General features: G+C 68.1%; 2 protein-coding genes. Both read left to right on the top strand.

The window, feature by feature from the left end; translation table 11 throughout:
* A partial coding sequence (locus HC022_RS23145) for a penicillin-binding protein 1A (protein ID WP_167453969.1) occupies window positions 1-2,332 on the top strand: 2,332 nt, incomplete at its 5' end.
* Window positions 2,333-2,580: 248 nt separating this feature from the next.
* Window positions 2,581-2,859: PCRF domain-containing protein (locus HC022_RS23150; protein WP_167453970.1), on the top strand; the 279-nt coding region annotated here is incomplete at its 3' end.

Raw genomic sequence — 2,859 nt, forward strand, 5'->3', positions numbered from 1 at the left:
AGGCCGCGTGATCGACGAGTTCGCGCAGGAGCGCCGGCTGTTCACGCCCGCCGCCGAGATCCCGGATCTCGTGAAGCAGGCCTTTATTTCGGCCGAGGACAAGAACTTCTACACCCACCAGGGCTATGACGTGCGCGGCATCGCCGCCGCCGCCATCGACGCGGTGAAGACGCGTGGCCGCGACGTGCGCGGCGCCTCGACCATCACCCAGCAGGTGATGAAGAACTTCCTGCTCTCGGGCGACCGCCGCGCCGAGCGCAAGATCAAGGAGATCATCCTTGCCAGCCGCGTCGAGGCCGCGCTCAGCAAGGAGAAGATCCTCGAACTCTATCTCAACGAGATCTTCCTCGGGCAGAACTCCTACGGCGTCACCGCCGCGGCGCAGACCTATTTCAACAAGGCGTTGTCGGAACTGGCCCCGCACGAGGCGGCCTTCCTTGCCTCGATGCCCAAGGCGCCGTCCGACTACCACCCGGTGCGCAACAAGGAACGGCTGCAGGCCCGCCGCGACTACGTGCTGCGCGAGATGCGCGAGAACGGCTACATCACCGACGAGGTCTACGAGCACGAGGTGGCGCAGCCGCTGCGCTCGGTGCAGAACGGCGACTTCGAGCCTTACTACCGGGCGCTGCCGCCGCGCGACTACTTCACCGACGAGATCCGCCGCCAGCTCACCAAGGATTTCGGGGAGGGCGAATTCTTCTCGGGCGGCTTCTCGGTCCGCGCGACGCTGGATCCCGAGATGCAGCTCGAGGCGGCGCGTTCGCTGCGCATGTCGCTCGAGCAGTACGGCAAGACCATAGATGCCGACCGCCTCGGCAGCGAGGAGGACTGGCGCGCAGCGCTGGCCGACACCAGCGTGGCCCGCGACATCGACCTCGAGTCGCAATGGCTGCCGGCGGTGGTGCTCGAGGTGGGCGACCAGTCGATGCGGCTCGGCATCGAGGGCGTCGCCACCGACGACCCGCGCGGCACTTCCGTGCCGCGGGCGGACATCTCGTGGATCAAGGGCAGCTTCGTCGACAATTTCGAGCGCGGCGACGTGGTGCACGTGCGCGAGATGACCGAGGACGGCTCGGGCAGCTTCATCCGCTGGACCCTGCGGCAGGTGCCCCGCGTGCAGGGCGCGTTCATGGCGATGGACGTGAACACCGGCCGGGTGATCTCGATGCAGGGCGGGTTCTCGTACCAGGATTCGGTGTTCAACCGCGCGACGCAGGCGATGCGGCAGCCGGGGTCGTCCTTCAAGCCCTTCGTCTACGCGGCGGCGCTGGATTCGGGCTACGCGCCCTCGACCATCGTCATCGACGCGCCGATCGAGATCGACACGCCGCAGGGCGTGTGGCGGCCGAAGAACTCGTCGAACACCTATTACGGCCCGACGCCGCTGCGCACCGGCATCGAGCAGTCGCGGAACCTGATGACCATCCGGCTCGCGCAGGAGATCGGTATGGACACGGTGGGCCGCTACGCCGAGAAGTTCGGCGTCTACGACCACATGGGCCGGGTGCTGGCCAACGCGCTCGGCGCGGACGAGACCACGCTCTACAAGATGATCTCGGCCTACGCGATGTTCGCCAACGGCGGCGAGCGGGTGGAGCCGACGCTGGTCGACCGGGTGCAGGACCGCTACGGGCGGACGATCTACAACCACGAGAGCGCGCGCGGCAACGAGCGGGTCTGCGTCGATTGCGCAGACCCCAACCTGCCGCCGGGCCGTGGCCCCGAGATCGTCAACAGCCGCGAGCGGATCATGGACGCGGTGACCGCCTACCAGCTGACCTCGATGATGCAGGGCGTGGTGCAGCGCGGCACGGCTTCCGGGGTCGTGGACCTCGGCGTGCCCACCGCGGGCAAGACCGGCACCACCAACGACGCCAAGGACGTGTGGTTCATCGGTTTCACCTCGAACATCGTGGCGGGCTGCTACATCGGCTACGACACGCCGCGCCCGCTGGGCCGGCACGCCTATGGCTCGTCCATGTGCGGCCCGGTGTTCCAGCGCTTCATGTCGAAGGCGGTGAAGAAATACGGCGGCGGCCAGTTCAAGGTCCCCGAGGCCTGCGAGTTCATCAACATCGACCGCTTCACCGGCGGACGCCTTGGCCCCGATGCCTCGGGCCCCAACGTGGTGGCCGAGTGTTTCCGCCGCGGCGAGGAGCCGTTGTTCGGCATCCAGCTGGACGGTGGCTGGGCGATGAGCGGCAACTTCGACCTGATCCAGCCCGACGGCACCACCCGTGCGCGCCAGGTCACCACCTCCACCGGCCGCAAGGCCACGGTGGGCCCGAAGGCGAGCTTCGGCACGCTGTCCTCGGGCGGGCTCTACTGAGCCCGGCGCCTGTCCTGCGGACAGCCGGGAGGGGGCGCTGCCCCCGTCGCGCGCTGCGCGACTCCCCCGGGATATTTGGAGCCATTGGAAGACCGGGGGCCGCTCCCGGCCTTCGGCTTTTCACGAATGCCCGAAATGGCGGTTGTGTGGCAGGGCCGTGACGGCGCCGCGGGCTCGTGGCGCTTGGAGGGGGGGCGGGGGGGGGGTATGGCCCGCCGGCCGGTTGGCGGGCCGGAGAGAGCAGATCCATGCGTGCCGAGACCCAGAAAACCGTCGACAAGATCGAAAAATCGCTCGACCTGCTGGGGCAGCGGCTCGACTGGGAGACCGCGCCGCACCGGCTCGAGGAGTTCAACGCCCGGGTCGAGGATCCCAACCTCTGGGACGATCCGCAGGCGGCGCAGAAGCTGATGCGCGACCGGCAGATGCTGGTGGACGCGATGGAGACCTACTCCTCGATCAAGCAGGAGCTGTCCGACAACGTCGAGCTCATCGAGATGGGCGAGATGGAGGAGGACGACGAGGTC

The sequence above is a fragment of the Salipiger sp. HF18 genome, from assembly GCF_011806505.1.
GTDB lineage: Bacteria > Pseudomonadota > Alphaproteobacteria > Rhodobacterales > Rhodobacteraceae > Salipiger > Salipiger thiooxidans.